We start from the raw sequence: 13,985 nt of genomic DNA, 5'->3' as shown, positions 1-13,985 counted from the left end.
TCCCGACTTTTTTTCGTCCTCCCGCTTTTTAATTTTCAAATATTTATTTATGTTTGTTGTTGTATTAAAAAATGACTTGCTATGGAAAATCCTTTTGAAACAGAAAAAGCGGTAAGACCGACCTTTCTGACAGTACTTTGTATTTTAACGTTTATTGGTAGCGGTTGGGGAACTGTGTCTAACTTGTTTAGTTTGATTGCGTTCTCGCCTGAAGCAATAGTGGCCCAGATTCAACAAATAACGACAATGACTGCCACGGAAGGGGCTCCATCTTGGGCATCCTCTCTCGTGGGATCTTCCATCGAAGTGTTGCAAACATCCATCAAACATGGAATTGCTATCTATTCTTTATTGACGTTATTCTCGTTGATGAGCTTAGGTGGGGCGATTTTGATGTTTAGATTGAAAAGAGTAGGTTTCTACTTGTATGCAGTTGCTCAGATAGCCCAATTGTTTGTGTTACCCATGTATTCCGGTTGGAATATGGTAGTCATGGCTTCAATGATTGCATCCGGTATTTTTGCCGTGTTGTTCATTATCCTGTACGGGGTGAATCTCGGTAAGATGAATAATTAGTATTGATAAAATATATTGATGCGGGTATGACTGTAAAGGTTGTATCCGTATTTTTATTAAGTAAATTGAATTATAATATTGTTGGCTGCAAAAAAAACGAGGGCAAACACGCCCTCGTATTCTTTTATTTGATGATAACTATTATCCTCCGAAGTTATCGTACATTACGTTTTCATCGGGTACTCCCAAATCGTACAGCATTTTGGTTACAGCCGAGATCATCATTGGAGGACCGCAAAGATAGTATTCAATATCTTCGGGGTTTTCATGGTTCTTCAAGTAATTTTCGAAGATTACCTGGTGTACAAATCCCGGTTTGTAAGCTACTCCGGCTGCATCTGCAACGGGATCGGGTCTGTCGAGAGCTAACGTCCAGTGGAAGTTGGGGTTCTCTTCTTGTATCTTGTTAAATTCGTCCACGTAAGGGGCTTCTTGCAGGGCACGGGCTCCGTACCAGAAACTTACTTTCCGATCCGTGTGCATCGTGTGGAATAAATTGAAGATATGTGAACGCATCGGAGCCATACCGGCACCACCACCGATAAACATCATCTCGTTGTTCGTATCTCTCAGGAAAAACTCTCCATAAGGACCGGAAATGTTTACCTTATCTCCCGGCTTACGCGAGAAGATAAAAGAAGAGCAGATACCGGGGTTCACGTTGGCAAATCCTCCGATTGCTTTATCGAATGGGGGAGTTGCGATACGAATGTTCAGCATGATAATATTGCCTTCCGCGGGGGAGTTAGCCATGGAGTAAGCACGATAAGTAGGTTCCGGGTTATGCATTTTCAGATCGAACATCTTCATGCGTTCCCAGTCAGCCCTGTATTTTTCATCAATGTCCATATCTTTGAAATCCACGTCAAGGGCAGGTACGTCAATTTGGATATATCCACCTGATTTGAAATTCAAGTTTTCGCCTTCCGGCAATTTTACCACGAATTCTTTCAAGAAGGTAGAAATGTTTCTATTGGAAACCACTTCACATTCCCATTTTTTGATACCGAGAACGGATTCCGGTACTTTCATCTCGATGTTTTCCTTCACCTTCACCTGGCAAGCAAGGCGCCAGTTCTCGTGTTGTTGTTTATAGGAGAAGAACCCGGTTTCCGTGGGGAGTATAGACCCAGCCCCAGATTCAACTTGGCAACGGCACATACCGCAAGATCCTTTTCCTCCACAAGCGGAGGGGAGGAATATTTTATTATTTCCGAGAGTGGCAAGAAGCGAGGCTCCCGGTTCGGTTACTAATTCTTTTTCGCCCTGGTTGATGCTCACCTTCACCTCTCCTTTGGGGGTCAGTTTAGCTTTCGCGAACAAGAGCATCCCCACGAGAACCAGTGTTACAAGAAGAAACACGATAATTCCCGATAGGATAATTGTTGTATCTATTAATAATAACATCATCTTAATTTTAGATTTAATGATTACATGATTTCGTGATTTTAGATTCTGTGATTATAATCTCCGAATCGGCAATCCGTAAATCACTGAATTCTTTTACAGGTTGATACCCAAGAAACTCATGAATGAAATAGCCATCAATCCGGTCACGATAAAGGTAATACCGATACCTCTAAGCGGTGCGGGAATGTTAGAATATTTCAGTTTCTCACGTATAGCCGCGATACCCACGATAGCGAGTAACCAACCGATACCCGAACCTAAACCGAAAGCGGTAGCTTCCCCAATGTTAGCGTATCCTCTTTCTTGCATGAACAAAGAGGCTCCCATGATAGCACAATTTACGGCGATCAACGGAAGGAAGATTCCTAACTGGTTATAGAGTGCAGGGGCAAATTTCTCAACCACCATTTCAACCAATTGCACGATGGCGGCAATGACTGCGATAAACATGATAAAGCTCAAGAAGCTCAAGTCGATGTTCGCGGCGCTTTCGCCCAGCAACCAGGTTAAGGCTCCAGCTTTTAGCACGAAATTATCCAAAAGATAGTTTACCGGGACAGTAATCAATAGCACGAATACAACGGCTATACCCAATCCGAATGAAGTTTTCACGGTCTTCGATACGGCGAGGTATGAACACATACCCAAGAAGTAAGCGAAGATCATGTTATCGATAAATACAGACCGGACAAATATATTTAATAGATTTTCCATATCCTTATTTCAGTTTTTAGTTCACTATTTCTGTTCTATCAAATCTTTGTTCTTTGCACGGTGAACCCAGATAATCAATCCGACCAGCATCAAAGCCATCGGGGGAAGGATCATCAAACCGTTGTTCTGGTATCCCCAATCATAGAATATTTGAGGTATTACCTTGAATCCGAACAATGTTCCGGAACCTAGTAATTCACGGAAGAATGCCACGATCACGAGAACCAGACCGTATCCCAGACCGTTGCCAATACCGTCGAGTAAAGAAGGCCACGGCTTGTTGGCTAGGGCGAAAGCCTCGATACGTCCCATGATAATACAGTTCGTGATAATCAATCCGACAAACACGGACAACTGCTTGCTCACTTCGTAAGCGTACGCTTTCAGTACTTGGTCTACGATGATTACCAGTGCGGCAACCACTACCAATTGCACGATGATACGTATCCGGGTAGGGATTGTATTTCTCAATAGCGAAAGAATCACGTTAGAGAATGCCGTTACTGCCGTTACCGAGAGTGCCATCACGATGGCGGGCTCCATTTTGGCTGTTACGGCGAGAGCAGAACATATACCCAATATCTGTACCAGAACCGGGTTGTCTTTGCTCAAGGGACCGAGTAATAATCCCCGGTTCTTTGCTGAAAATAATGTTTCTTTATCGCTCATTACTGTATTTGTTTTAAGAATTGTTCGTAACATTTTAAATAATCAGCAATCATCGTTTCTACGCCTTTTGACGTGATCGTTCCTCCTGAGATGGCATCCACTTCATGAGCGCCTGTCGCGTTACCGCCTTTTTTCACGGTAATTGATTTCAAGGTGGAATTATCGAAGATTGTTTTTCCGCTAAACGGTTTTTGGAATTTTGGTGTAGTTATTTCAGCTCCCAAACCGGGGGTTTCTCCCTTGTGGTCGAACAGCACGCCGTAAACGGTATTCTTGTCCTCGTTCAATGAAAGGTATCCCCAAATCGGTCCCCAAAGTCCAACCCCATAAACGGGAAGAATGTATTTGACAGCTCCGTCGACGTCAGCCACGAACACGGGGAATTTGATCTCCGCGAGGGCTTTGGCGTCTTTTATTGATTCTGAAATCATACGTCCGTCTTTCAGTGCTTTTTGAAGTTCAGGACTATTTTTGATAGCTTTCTGAAGTTTCTTGCCTTCCGTCGGAATATCCACGTTGAAAGCGTCCCCTTCGATAGCTTCTCCTTTGTAATTCAGGATGAATTGTTTCTTGATAATTTTCTTGAACAATTCAGCCGATGTCTCGGGAGTGGAACTAATATTCACGGAACTCAGGATATTCTGTCTTTTTTCGTTCTCTATATTCTCATCTTGAAGTGGTTTCAGTGAAAGAGATACCACGGCTAACAGAGCCGCAACCACGACAACCAAAACGATGGAATAAATAAAGGTATATGTATTTCCTTGTTTGTTCATCTCTTTAAAGATTTAGTGATTTACGATTTATGATTTATGAATGTTTTGTAATCTGAAATCATGAAATCTTAAATCTGAAATTGTTTAGCTCTCTTAAGTCTGCGTTTGATATTTCCTTGAACCACGAACCAGTCGATAAGCGGGGCAAAGGTATTCATCAACAGAATAGCAAGCATCATACCTTCCGGGTAACCGGGGTTCAGTGTACGAATCAGGATTGCCATAACACCCAGGATAAATCCGTATATCCATTTTCCTCTTTCCGTTTGGGCTGAGGTTACGGGGTCGGTTGCCATAAATACGGCTCCGAAAGCAAAGCCTCCCATGATCAGATGTGAGATCGGGGTAATGGATGCGTAGGGGTTCGTTTCTGGCAACGTGTAGGCAAGTAATAAAGCCATGCAGTATCCGCCGACGAACGTGGAAAGCATGATTTTCCAGCTACCGATTCCGGTCGCGATCAATAGAATGGCACCCAGTAAAATACAGAATGTTGAAGTTTCTCCGATAGATCCCGGTATCAATCCCCAGAACATGGAAGCCATGTCGTAGGTGGCAGGAATTCCTTGTGAGGCTTCTGCCAGCGGGGTTGCTTGTGAGAATCCGTCAGGCATTCCGGCAATCCAGACCTTATCTCCCGAAATCATGGAAGGGTAGGAGAAGAAAAAGAATGCACGGGCTAATAAAGCCGGATTCCAAATATTCATACCGGTTCCCCCGAAGATTTCTTTACCGATAATCACGGCGAAGGCGGTAGATACTCCTACCATCCAAAGGGGTGCGTTAACCGGCATAACCATCGGGATCAATAATCCCGATACGAGGAACCCCTCGTTGATCTCGTGTCCCCTGATCTGGGCGGCGGCAAACTCTATTGCCAGACCTACCACGTAGGAAACGACGATCATGGGTAACACCCTCCAGAGCCCGTAGAAGAACATCTCGATGTAGCCCGTGTCGGCTAATGTTCCTATAGCTTTGAAATGCTGGAATCCCACGTTAAAGATACCGAACAACAGGGCGGGTACTAATGCCAGCACCACGATAATCATGGTTCTTTTCAGGTCGATAGCATCTCTGATATTACACCCAGAACTCGTCGTGCGATTGGGCACGAAAAGGAAAGACTCGAAACCTGTGAAAACGGAGTGAAGCTTTTGTAGCTTGCCGCCCTTTTCAAATTTGGGTTTCTGTTTGTCTAAATATTTGCGTAAGAAATTCATCTTTATAATTTATGATTTAATTCAGTTCTCTAATCATTAACTCTATACCTTGTTCCACTATCTCCTGCACGGGTGTTTTGGAGGTACAAACGAATTCACACAAAGCCATGTCTTCCGGTGCAATCTCGTACATTCCGAGCTGCTCCATTTTGTCCAGGTCTTCAGCCAATACCGCTTTCAGCAAGTACACGGGCAGAATATCCATGGGAAGCACTTTCTCGTATTGTCCGGTAACCACGAAGGCTCTTTCTTCCCCGTGGTAGTTGGCGTCCAGCGCGTATTTCTTGTTCGGGCACAGGAATGACGGGAAGGTCTTTGAAATCGAGAATTTATTGAAGCCCGGCGTTGCCCAACCTAAAAATTCATAATTATCACCTTCCGGAATGACCGTTACCATATTGTTGTAATACCCGAGGAAATTGTCTTCGCTCACTTTATATCCCGTGAGCACGTTCCCGGATATGATACGCTGGTGTACTTGATTTTTCAAGTTGCCTTTCACGATGCATCCGATTTGGGCACCCATGATGGTCTTGAAATAAGCGGGTTTCTCAACCTCGGAACCGGCAACCGCGATTGTTTTCCGGGCATCGAACTTGCCGCTGGTGAATATTCGTCCGATAATAGCAAGATCCATAGCGTTTACCACCCACACGATGTCTCCTTTGTTGATCGGGTTCAAGTGATGGATTTGGATACCCGCGTTCCCTGCCGGATGTGGTCCGGAGAAATAGTTTATCTCCACGTTTTTCAGTTTCGTGAAGATAGAAGTGGAAGGGGTTCCAGCTCTTAAATTAAGGTTGACATTTTTCTCGCACAATTTTTTTAAGCAATCGATTCCGGCTTGAAGTGCGGAAAACTCATCTGCCAGGGTTACATCAAAATCCGGGGCAAGGGGTGCGGAATCAAATCCGGATACGAATATCGCTTTCGGCATATCTTCCGGATTAGCGATGATGTCGTACGGACGTTGCTTGATCATAGGCCAAACACCGCTGTCGAGAAGTTTCTCGATGATTTCTTTTCTTGAAAGTTGGTTCACGTCAGCGCTTCCGAAATCCTTGTATTGGATTTGATCATCCGCTTTGATAACAACTTCCAGTAATTTTCTTCTCTCACCTCTGTTTACAGCTTCAATAGTACCGCTGACAGGTGCCGTGAATTTCACTTCGGGTCTGTATTTATTAATAAATAATACATCGCCCGCTTTCACTTGATCGCCTACCTTTACTGCAAGTCTTGGGGTAAGTAGACGGAAGTCTGTCGGTTTTAATGCATAGAGATTACATTTCTCCACGTTTCGCACCACGTTTTCCGCTTCTCCTTTTAACTTGATATCAAGGCCTTTTTTCAGTTTTATCACCTTGGACATTGTTTTATTATATTTTTGATATGTAGATAATTATTTCTATTTCACCCATAAATATGGTGTTTTAAAAATACGTGCAAATATATAATCAATTATTGAATTTATTCAGTAATTCAAAAGTTAATTCTTGCAATAGAATGCTTTTTTTAGCGCTGGATACCCAAGAAGGGGATACCTGTTTGGCATAGTATTTGTTAGGATAGGGAGAAAAATGATTAATTGATTATATATTCAAAATAGTGATCGAGTTATGAAAGGTATGATAGTATGTTGTTTAATAACAGTTCTGGCAATATCCTGTAAATCCGCCAAGGAGAGCGTATCCTTGACCGGCGTGAAATGGATTGCGGAAAGCCTGAACGGCAAAGAAATTAAGTTCAAGGAAGCGGAGAGTGAAGTTTTCCTTACGTTTGACGGCAAGGAAAAAAGGGTATCCGGGAAAGCCGGATGCAATCGCTTTTTTGGTACCTACGAGCGGAACGAGTCGGAATTAACTTTTAGCGGGATGGGAGCAACGAAAATGGCTTGTCCCGATATGGATGTCGAAACCTCTTTTTTCAAGGTGTTGGAGGATTCAAAGAGTTTTGTGATCAAGAATGACAAGTTAACTTTGAAAGATGCTAATAACGTGATAGCTGTTTTTAAAGCGCAAGAGGAAAAAACAGATAAAAAGAAATAGTTTATAGTTTGATTTTTCGTGATAGAAAAAGGGCTTCCCGGTACCGGGAAGCCCTTTTTAATTGCCTTTATACCACTTCCGCCACCACGAACGTACTGCCACCGATATAGATCATATCATTCTGATTTGCCGCTTCTTTTGCAGCCGCGTATGCTTTCGCTACGGTCGGGTATGTTTTGCCGTGGAGGTCATTGTCTGCCGCCTTTTCTGCCAGTATGTGTTCATCCATAGCCCTGGGGATAGATGCTTTGCAGAAATAATAAATTGCGTCTTTCGGCAGAATATGCAGCACGCTGTCCACGTCTTTGTCATTCACCATACCCATGACGAAATGGAGTCGCTCGTATTTGCACGTCTTCAGTTGAGCCACGATTTCCGTCAGCCCGTCAATGTTATGCCCCGTGTCGCAAACCGTGTAAGGGGTGCGGGATAGCTCTTGCCAGCGCCCGAGCAAGCCTGTATAGCGAATCGTGTTTGCTATACCCTCGTGTACTGCTTGGTCTGTGATTTTTATTCCTTGTTCCCGCAAGTGCAGGATCGTTTCGATCACCATGGGAATATTTTTACGTTGGTATAAACCTTTCAAATCCGGGTGCAGGTCGTTGAACTTGACTCCTTGCTTGTTTTTTAAATTGTAGGTGTTGTCCGGGGTGCGTTCTTCACTCCAGTTGTCCGAGGCGAAATCGATAGAGGTTCCGCATTCCTGGGCTTTGTGGGTAAAAACGAAATCTGTTGCGGCGTCCCTTGTCCCGATAATGGCAGGTACATCCGGTTTTATGATACCCGCTTTCTCCCCGGCAATCTTTTCCAGCGTGTCACCCAGGAGAGCCATGTGGTCAAACGAGATATTCGTGACCACGGAAGCCAGGGGTGTGATGATATTCGTGGAATCGAGCCGTCCGCCCAACCCGACCTCGATCACGGCTATATCCACTTGTTGGTCGGCGAAATACTTGAAAGCCATGGCTACCGTCATCTCGAAGAATGAAGGCTTGATGTCCGCGAACAATGATTTATTCTGTTCCACGAAGTCGATCACGTACTGTTCGGAGATCATTTCCCCGTTAATTTTAATCCGTTCGCGGAAATCTTTCAGGTGAGGGGAGGTGTACAACCCGGTTTTATATCCAGCCGTTTGCAGGACAGAAGCGAGCATATGCGAGACGGAACCTTTCCCGTTAGTTCCTCCCACGTGTATTGTTTTGAATTGACGGTGTGGTGCGCCGAAATGTTCGTCCAGTTTCAGCGTGTTATCCAAGTTGGCTTTGTACGCGGCTTTCCCTTCCCGCTGGTACATGGGAAGTTGGGCGAACAACCATTCTAAAGTTTCATTGTAGTTCATATCTCCGTGTTTAGCAAATTCTCGTTATTGAGCGAGCAAAAGTAGTAAAAATATGATGTAGCTATCCTCTTGGATACAATTTGTTGTTCTTGGCGTGATTAGATAATCTTGTGTTAATAATTCTAAACGTGGAAAGAAAATATTTTTATGGGGAAAGGGGTATCCGAAAATAACGGTTTGCGTCGTTTCCCTTTGGAAGGTGTGTTTCGGGAAGGTGTGTTCCAATATACGAGATTCTCTCGTCATGACTCGTGATTCGTGCGATCGGTAAAATTGAAATATATTGAACTATTTTCATTAACTTTCAGACCTCTAAAATCGTATTGATAGGTCTGGGACGAGTAAGATTTATTAAAATTTGAAACAAATATTATGGGACAAGAAGGACAAACAATTTTGAATCTTTTGAGCGAGAGTGTCATTGTAGAAGGGGATGTTCAAACCACGAAAGATATACGGATTGACGGTACGCTCGTGGGTACGGTACAGACCGGCGGTCGTTTGATACTCGGTACGGCATCCCGGGTGACTGGGGGCGTAAATTCCCCGAATATAGACATTTACGGGACGGTGGAAGGGGAAATCGTGTCTTCGGGAACGGTCGTGTTGAGAAAAAATTCGATAGTGAAAGGAACGATAACCACGGTGACGATGATCGTCGAAGCGGGGGCAACGTTCAACGGGGAGAGCAGAATGATGTCCGGGAAGAACGAAGTTTTGCCCTCTGGTAGAGGCGAAAAGAAATAATGTAGATTATTTATATCGTTTTCGATGAAAAAATGTAATTTTGCAAGGAAATTATTGACGTTATATGGCTAATGATAGTAAAGTTGTTCCGGTTCCGGTTTTAAGGCGAATGCCAGCATATCTTTCATTCGTGAAGACCTTGCAAAAGCAGGGGGAGAAGTACGTGTCATCGACTAGAATAGCCGAATACATGGAAATAGACGCCACGCAGGTGACGAAAGATTTATCACATACGGGCATATCCGGCAAGACGCGGGTGGGGTACGAGGTGGACAATTTTGTGGAGATTCTGGATGATTTTCTCGGGTTTAATAAAATGAATAACGCTTTTCTCGTGGGTGCCGGCTCGTTGGGAGGTGCCTTGTTGCAGGATAAAGGATTGAGAAATTTCGGGCTGAATATCCAAAAGGCTTTCGATGTGGATAAATCAAAGATCGGTACGAAAATCAATGACGTGGAAATATTTCATATCGACCAATTCCGTGGTATGCCTGCCGAATGCAACGTGGCAATCGGGATCATCACCGTTCCGGCGGATTGTGCGCAAGCGATTGCTGACTTAATGGTAGCGTGGGGCATCAAAGCCATTTGGAATTTTACCCCTGCACGTATTAAAGTTCCTTCGCATATTGCCGTCCAAAATAGTACGATTTACACGAATCTGGCAATCCTGTTCAATAAATTACACGGGCAGGAATAAAAGTAAGTTGTTGTTTTACCAGAGAATAGATGACTTTATAGGGCGTGTTCAGTAACTGCTCCTAGGGTGTTTCTACCGTAGTCAGTAATATGGTTTCTATATTACTGGTAGATACTTGTGTGTATACATATATCAAATTTTATTCAAATCCTAATAAAAGCCTATACTTTTTCTATTATAATAGAGGTTGAATGGGAGTTGAATAGGAGTTGAATAGGAGTTGATACCAAGAAAGTTTCAATAAAATCTCGTTGAAATATCTTTTTTAGAACTGATTTGGGTATAATCTCGATAGGACACGGGATGTCCTTTACTGAAAAATTGACCGTTAAAAATATACTTTTTTGTTTGGTTTTCCAATAAGGTCGCTTTTTTTGAACGAATCGGGTTTGTTGCATTTAATTAGCCTTGATTCTGCTGGATTCTTTCTTTGTTATTTCGATGTTTTTTAGTATCTTTGCAGCTTGTAAATTACAAAGAGTAATAAACTAAAAGAAAGCAGAATGGTAAAGATTAAATTTCCCGATGGGAATGTAAAAGAGTTCGAGTCCGGGGTTACCGGCATGGACATAGCTAAGTCGATTAGCCATAAGCTGGCTAAGGAAGTATTGTCAATATCCGTAAATGGTGTCACGTGGGACTTGACACGCGGGATAACGACAGACTCCGAGATTAAGCTGTATACATGGGACGATGAAGAGGGACGCCATGCTTTCTGGCACTCATCTGCACACCTTATGGCAGAAGCTTTGCAGGCTCTTTACCCGAATATCAAGTTCGGTATCGGACCCGCTATCGAGAATGGTTTCTACTATGACGTGGATCCCGGGGAAGGGGTTGCCATCCAAGAGAAAGATTTGGTGGAGATCGAGAAGAAAATGTTGGAGTTGGCAAGGAGAAACGAGGAATATTGCAGGATAGACGTTAGCAAGCAAGAGGCGTTGAATCATTTTTCATCGCTTGACGAAACATATAAAGTAGAGTTAATCAATGATTTGGAAGACGGGACGATCACGTATTACCGTCAGGGTGATTTCACGGACTTGTGCCGCGGTCCTCACTTGCCGGATACGTCTTATATCAAGGCGATCAAGTTGACTTCCGTGGCGGGAGCGTACTGGAGAGGGGACGAGCACAGGAAGATGTTGACTCGTATTTACGGTATCACTTTCCCGAAACAGAAAATGCTGGACGAGTGGATCGTGCTGATGGAAGAGGCTAAGAAACGTGACCATCGTAAGATCGGCAAGGAGATGGAGTTGTTCATGTTCTCGCAAGCCGTGGGATCGGGACTGCCGATGTGGTTGCCGAAAGGAGCCATGTTGCGCGACCGTTTGGAGGCTTTCTTGAGAAAGGTGCAGAAAAAATACGGTTACGAGCAGGTAATCACCCCGCATATCGGTAACGTGAATTTGTACAAGACATCCGGTCACTTCCAGAAATACGGGAAAGATAGTTTTCAGGTAATCACGACCCCGCAAGAGGGCGAGGAGTTTATGCTGAAACCGATGAACTGCCCGCATCACTGCGAGATATACAAGTTCAAGCCGCGGTCGTACAAGGATCTTCCGGTGCGTTTTGCCGAGTTCGGTACGGTGTACCGTTACGAGCAGAGCGGGGAATTGCACGGGTTGACAAGGGTACGCGGGTTTACCCAGGATGACGCCCATTTGTTCTGTACGCCCGACCAGTTGAAGGACGAATTTAAAAAAGTAATTGATATTATCTTCACGATATTCAAGGCTTTGGATTTCGAGAATTTCACGGCACAAGTGTCGTTGAGGGACCCGAATAACAAGGAAAAATATATCGGTTCGGACGAGAATTGGGAAAAGGCGGAAACGGCTATTATCGAGGCTGCTGCCGAGAAAGGCTTGGCAACCACTGTCGAGTTGGGCGAGGCGGCGTTCTATGGTCCGAAATTGGATTTCATGGTGAAAGACGCTATCGGTAGGAAGTGGCAGTTGGGAACGATTCAAGTGGATTACAACTTGCCGGAGCGTTTCGATTTGGAATACACTGGGGCTGATAACCAGAAACATCGCCCGGTGATGATACACCGTGCGCCGTTCGGAAGTATGGAGCGTTTCGTGGCAGTTTTGATCGAGCACACGGGTGGTAAATTCCCCTTGTGGTTGACTCCGGATCAGGCTGTCGTGTTGCCGATCAGTGAAAAATACAACGATTATGCTCAAAAAGTTGTAAATTTCTTAAATAATTCCGACATTCGCACCGTTTTAGATGACCGTAACGAGAAGATAGGTCGGAAGATACGTGATAACGAGTTGAAAAAGATACCTTATATGTTGATTGTCGGGGAGCAGGAAATGAACGAAAATAAGGTTTCCGTGCGCCGTCAGGGAGAGGGTGACAAAGGATCTGTTTCAATGGAAGAGTTTGCAGAAATGATTAACAAAGAGGTAGAAGCACAGTTGAATGCTATCTATAATGAAAATAAATAATAAAAGGAGGATTAATTATAGCAAGGACAATGGAAATTAGGGGCAGAGGTCAAAGTGACAAGCCACAGCACAGAATTAATGAGCAGATAAGAGCCGCTTCTGTGAGAGTCGTTGGAGAGAATGTGGAACCGGGGGTTTATCCTTTAAAAGAAGCTTTGGCTTTAGCCGAGGCTGCCGGAGTTGATCTGGTGGAGATATCTCCCAATGCTGATCCACCTGTGTGCAGGGTTATTGATTACAGTAAATTCCTGTACCAGCTGAAGAAAAAGCAAAAAGAGATTAAAGCCAAAAGTGTAAAAGTGGTCGTGAAGGAGATTCGTTTCGGACCCCAGACCGATGACCATGATTTCAATTTCAAGTTGAAGCACGCTATCGAATTCTTGAAAGAAGGTGCGAAGGTAAGAGCCTACGTGTTCTTCAAGGGACGTTCAATCCTGTTCAAGGATCAAGGTGCAGACCTACTGGAACGCTTTGTCGATGCTTTGGAAGATTACGGTAAATTGGAATCCGCTCCCATGTTGGAAGGAAAGAAAATGATCGTGATTATTTCTCCTAAAAAATGATAGGATTCGGTGATTATGGATAGATTTTTATAATTACATATTCTGATAACAATTAAATTTAGAACAAATGCCAAAGATGAAGAGTGTAAGTAGCGCGAAGAAGAGATTCGTTCTGACCGCTACCGGGAAGATTAAAAGAAAACATGCTTTCAAAAGTCATATTTTGACGAAAAAAGCAACGAAGAGAAAAAGAAATTTGACTCATAGCGCTATCGTTGATCCAGCGAACGTGGCTACCGTGAGAAAGATGCTTTGTATCTAAGTAATTAAAGACAGTTATTAACCAGGATGTTATGCCTTACAAGTTTCTGAAAAAGAACGCTAACATTCAAAAAAAAGAAAAATTATGCCAAGAGCTAAAAATGCCGTTGCTTCGAGAGCACGTAGAAAAAAGGTTTTAAAACAGACCAGAGGTAACTTTGGTGCAAGAAAAAATGTTTGGACGGTTGCCAAAAACACGTATGAAAAAGGTTTGACATACGCGTACCGTGACAGAAAGAAGAAAAAATCAGAATTTAGAGCGTTGTGGATTCAGAGAATTAACGCCGCGGTTAGAATGGAAGGTTTGACTTACTCCAAATTTATGAACTTGGTTCATAAAGCAGAAGTAAACATGAACCGTAAAGTTTTAGCTGATTTGGCTATGAATCAACCGGAAGCTTTCAAAGCTGTAGTGGCGAAAGTGAAAGAGTTAGCTTAGTAATTATAAAATATCGGAAAAGGCTGCCCTCGGGTAGCCTTTTTTTTTAATTAAA

15 protein-coding genes are annotated in these 13,985 nt (G+C 43.5%); 8 read left to right on the top strand and 7 right to left on the bottom strand.

The window, feature by feature from the left end:
• The first annotated feature begins 81 nt into the window (after window positions 1-81).
• On the top strand, window positions 82-576 hold the full coding sequence (locus tag BN8899_RS17845; RefSeq protein WP_065220386.1) for a hypothetical protein: 495 nt from the start codon (window positions 82-84) through the stop codon (window positions 574-576).
• A 141-nt stretch (window positions 577-717) separates the two neighbouring features.
• Here the strand turns inward: BN8899_RS17845 and nqrF are convergent, their stop codons facing one another.
• The 6 genes from nqrF to BN8899_RS17815 form a co-directional block, all read right to left on the bottom strand.
• Window positions 718-1,986 (bottom strand): NADH:ubiquinone reductase (Na(+)-transporting) subunit F, encoded by a 1,269-nt coding sequence (gene nqrF, locus BN8899_RS17840; RefSeq protein ID WP_065220385.1) that lies wholly within the window; start codon window positions 1,984-1,986, stop codon window positions 718-720.
• 93 nt (window positions 1,987-2,079) lie between these two features.
• Entirely contained in the window at window positions 2,080-2,700 is a 621-nt protein-coding gene (nqrE, locus tag BN8899_RS17835; RefSeq protein WP_018336164.1) for an NADH:ubiquinone reductase (Na(+)-transporting) subunit E, read from the bottom strand.
• Window positions 2,701-2,724: 24 nt separating this feature from the next.
• Complete coding sequence (locus BN8899_RS17830) at window positions 2,725-3,369, bottom strand: NADH:ubiquinone reductase (Na(+)-transporting) subunit D (RefSeq protein ID WP_065220384.1); 645 nt, start codon at window positions 3,367-3,369, stop codon at window positions 2,725-2,727.
• The gene (gene nqrC, locus BN8899_RS17825; RefSeq protein WP_018336166.1) at window positions 3,369-4,145 is read right to left on the bottom strand and encodes an NADH:ubiquinone reductase (Na(+)-transporting) subunit C; all 777 of its coding nucleotides are present in this window, start codon (window positions 4,143-4,145) and stop codon (window positions 3,369-3,371) included. Before nqrC ends, BN8899_RS17830 begins: the two co-directional genes overlap by 1 nt.
• A gap of 68 nt (window positions 4,146-4,213) precedes the next feature.
• Window positions 4,214-5,368, bottom strand: a complete 1,155-nt coding sequence (locus BN8899_RS17820; RefSeq protein ID WP_018336167.1) for an NADH:ubiquinone reductase (Na(+)-transporting) subunit B — start codon at window positions 5,366-5,368, stop codon at window positions 4,214-4,216.
• A gap of 16 nt (window positions 5,369-5,384) precedes the next feature.
• A complete protein-coding gene (locus tag BN8899_RS17815; RefSeq protein ID WP_018336168.1) occupies window positions 5,385-6,740 on the bottom strand; it encodes a Na(+)-translocating NADH-quinone reductase subunit A in 1,356 nt (451 codons plus the stop codon).
• Between the two features lie 247 nt (window positions 6,741-6,987).
• Between BN8899_RS17815 and BN8899_RS17810 the strand changes: the two genes are divergently transcribed.
• A complete protein-coding gene (locus BN8899_RS17810; RefSeq protein WP_026207200.1) occupies window positions 6,988-7,416 on the top strand; it encodes an META domain-containing protein in 429 nt (142 codons plus the stop codon).
• Between the two features lie 67 nt (window positions 7,417-7,483).
• Here the strand turns inward: BN8899_RS17810 and BN8899_RS17805 are convergent, their stop codons facing one another.
• On the bottom strand, window positions 7,484-8,758 hold the full coding sequence (locus BN8899_RS17805; RefSeq protein WP_065220383.1) for a bifunctional folylpolyglutamate synthase/dihydrofolate synthase: 1,275 nt from the start codon (window positions 8,756-8,758) through the stop codon (window positions 7,484-7,486).
• Window positions 8,759-9,130: 372 nt separating this feature from the next.
• Here BN8899_RS17805 and BN8899_RS17800 point away from each other — a divergent pair, with 372 nt between their 5' ends.
• The 6 genes from BN8899_RS17800 to rplT all read left to right on the top strand — a co-directional run bounded on the left by BN8899_RS17800 (window position 9,131) and on the right by rplT (window position 13,930).
• Entirely contained in the window at window positions 9,131-9,505 is a 375-nt protein-coding gene (locus tag BN8899_RS17800; protein ID WP_018336172.1) for a bactofilin family protein, read from the top strand.
• Between the two features lie 64 nt (window positions 9,506-9,569).
• Complete coding sequence (locus BN8899_RS17795; RefSeq protein ID WP_018336173.1) at window positions 9,570-10,205, top strand: redox-sensing transcriptional repressor Rex; 636 nt, start codon at window positions 9,570-9,572, stop codon at window positions 10,203-10,205.
• Between the two features lie 503 nt (window positions 10,206-10,708).
• Window positions 10,709-12,667 carry a threonine--tRNA ligase gene (thrS, locus tag BN8899_RS17790; RefSeq protein WP_065220382.1) on the top strand — a complete coding sequence of 653 codons (1,959 nt, stop codon included), beginning with the start codon at window positions 10,709-10,711 and terminating at the stop codon, window positions 12,665-12,667.
• 29 nt (window positions 12,668-12,696) lie between these two features.
• Window positions 12,697-13,230 (top strand): translation initiation factor IF-3, encoded by a 534-nt coding sequence (infC, locus tag BN8899_RS17785; RefSeq protein WP_018336175.1) that lies wholly within the window; start codon window positions 12,697-12,699, stop codon window positions 13,228-13,230.
• A gap of 67 nt (window positions 13,231-13,297) precedes the next feature.
• Window positions 13,298-13,492, top strand: a complete 195-nt coding sequence (gene rpmI / locus BN8899_RS17780) for a 50S ribosomal protein L35 (RefSeq protein WP_018336176.1) — start codon at window positions 13,298-13,300, stop codon at window positions 13,490-13,492.
• A gap of 84 nt (window positions 13,493-13,576) precedes the next feature.
• On the top strand, window positions 13,577-13,930 hold the full coding sequence (gene rplT / locus BN8899_RS17775) for a 50S ribosomal protein L20 (protein WP_018336177.1): 354 nt from the start codon (window positions 13,577-13,579) through the stop codon (window positions 13,928-13,930).
• Window positions 13,931-13,985 lie beyond the last annotated feature (55 nt).

This window comes from Butyricimonas sp. Marseille-P2440, from assembly GCF_900091675.1.
GTDB classification, from domain to species: Bacteria; Bacteroidota; Bacteroidia; order Bacteroidales; family Marinifilaceae; genus Butyricimonas; species Butyricimonas synergistica.
This window is presented reverse-complemented; position numbering and strand designations above follow the sequence as displayed.

Bases quoted from the DNA above. Each gene is read 5' to 3' on its own strand.
- BN8899_RS17845 (WP_065220386.1), top strand. From the start codon at position 82: ATGGAAAATCCTTTTGAAACAGAAAAAGCGGTAAGACCGACCTTTCTG.
- nqrF (WP_065220385.1), bottom strand. From the start codon at position 1,986: ATGATGTTATTATTAATAGATACAACAATTATCCTATCGGGAATTATC.
- nqrE (WP_018336164.1), bottom strand. From the start codon at position 2,700: ATGGAAAATCTATTAAATATATTTGTCCGGTCTGTATTTATCGATAAC.
- BN8899_RS17830 (WP_065220384.1), bottom strand. From the start codon at position 3,369: ATGAGCGATAAAGAAACATTATTTTCAGCAAAGAACCGGGGATTATTA.
- nqrC (WP_018336166.1), bottom strand. From the start codon at position 4,145: ATGAACAAACAAGGAAATACATATACCTTTATTTATTCCATCGTTTTG.
- BN8899_RS17820 (WP_018336167.1), bottom strand. From the start codon at position 5,368: ATGAATTTCTTACGCAAATATTTAGACAAACAGAAACCCAAATTTGAA.
- BN8899_RS17815 (WP_018336168.1), bottom strand. From the start codon at position 6,740: ATGTCCAAGGTGATAAAACTGAAAAAAGGCCTTGATATCAAGTTAAAA.
- BN8899_RS17810 (WP_026207200.1), top strand. From the start codon at position 6,988: ATGAAAGGTATGATAGTATGTTGTTTAATAACAGTTCTGGCAATATCC.
- BN8899_RS17805 (WP_065220383.1), bottom strand. From the start codon at position 8,758: ATGAACTACAATGAAACTTTAGAATGGTTGTTCGCCCAACTTCCCATG.
- BN8899_RS17800 (WP_018336172.1), top strand. From the start codon at position 9,131: ATGGGACAAGAAGGACAAACAATTTTGAATCTTTTGAGCGAGAGTGTC.
- BN8899_RS17795 (WP_018336173.1), top strand. From the start codon at position 9,570: ATGGCTAATGATAGTAAAGTTGTTCCGGTTCCGGTTTTAAGGCGAATG.
- thrS (WP_065220382.1), top strand. From the start codon at position 10,709: ATGGTAAAGATTAAATTTCCCGATGGGAATGTAAAAGAGTTCGAGTCC.
- infC (WP_018336175.1), top strand. From the start codon at position 12,697: ATGGAAATTAGGGGCAGAGGTCAAAGTGACAAGCCACAGCACAGAATT.
- rpmI (WP_018336176.1), top strand. From the start codon at position 13,298: ATGCCAAAGATGAAGAGTGTAAGTAGCGCGAAGAAGAGATTCGTTCTG.
- rplT (WP_018336177.1), top strand. From the start codon at position 13,577: ATGCCAAGAGCTAAAAATGCCGTTGCTTCGAGAGCACGTAGAAAAAAG.